Annotated in this window: 1 protein-coding gene and 2 pseudogenes; 1 reads left to right on the forward strand and 2 read right to left on the reverse strand. The window is 64.3% G+C overall.

What is annotated here, in order from left to right; translation table 11 throughout:
- Positions 1 to 198: pseudogene (locus EOA29_RS37910) on the forward strand (creatininase family protein); the annotation flags it as partial.
- Positions 199 to 212: 14 nt separating this feature from the next.
- Here EOA29_RS37910 and EOA29_RS37915 read toward each other — a convergent pair.
- Complete coding sequence (locus EOA29_RS37915; RefSeq protein WP_126093245.1) at positions 213 to 722, reverse strand: tyrosine phosphatase family protein; 510 nt, start codon at positions 720 to 722, stop codon at positions 213 to 215.
- Positions 719 to 977: pseudogene (locus tag EOA29_RS37920) on the reverse strand (threonine-phosphate decarboxylase); the annotation flags it as partial. The pseudogene EOA29_RS37920 and the gene EOA29_RS37915, both read right to left, overlap by 4 nt.

Below are 977 nucleotides of genomic sequence, written 5' to 3' on the forward strand. Positions count from 1 at the left end.
GAATTCACTCTGCTGCGCCACACCGGAACGCATGCCTTCGCCTGGATCGCCAGCGACCTCAACCCGAACGGCGTGGTCGGCGACGCCAGCATCGCAACAGCCGACAAGGGCAGGCTGACCGCCGAGCATCAGGCCGACGGCTTCATCAGCCTGGTCAGGGATGTGCGTAAGGCAAAGCTAACCGACTGGCTGTCGTAGCTGAAAGCGCCGGCTCAATCTTCAATGGTGAGCTCGAACGGCGTCCCTTCAAAGGCATCCGCGCCGCGCCCGATCGCTTCGATCGCCGCGATCATGCGGCCGTCCCGTCCGAGCAGCATATCCGCGACGGCGATAAGCCGCGGATTGGGCGTCGCTGACGGCGAGAGAAAACGCAGCGTCTTGGCCAGCTCCGCCTCGTCACGCTTGGGCGCTAGCGCCGCCGCGATAATATAGGCCGATGCTGTCGAGCGGCTGATGCCGGCATAGCAGTGCACGACCATCGGCCTTGCCCGGTCCCAGCGATAGGCAAAGTCGAGCAAGGCGCGAACATGCTCTTCGCCCGGCATGGTCATGCCTTCCTGCGCGACGGCGATGTCGTGCATGATGAGATGCAGGTGGTTTTCCGCCAGGATCGAAGCCGGGCGGGTAACCTCGGTGCCTGCCGCAAGCAGCGAGAGCAGCCGCTCGGCGCCGGTTCTGGCTACCGTCTCCTCGATCTTCGACAGCGGACAGACATGGATCATCGCACGATCTCCTTCGGCACATCGTCGCGCCGCGAGGCCCAGGCGGCAAGCGCGCCTTCAAGGCGCTGCCATTCCGCCTCGTTGCCAGGCAATCCTGCCCGCAAGGCTTGTGGCCGGTCGGCAAAATGACGGAGCAGGATGCCGCGTTCGCCAAGCGCCGAAAACAGCCCTGAAGCATCGGGGAAAGACAAATAGCGGAACAAACTGGTGCCGCCAGCGACCGGAACGTCGAATCCACCGAGCAGCCCATCGAGG

The sequence above is a fragment of the Mesorhizobium sp. M1E.F.Ca.ET.063.01.1.1 genome (assembly GCF_003998155.1).
Taxonomy (GTDB): Bacteria; Pseudomonadota; Alphaproteobacteria; order Rhizobiales; family Rhizobiaceae; genus Mesorhizobium.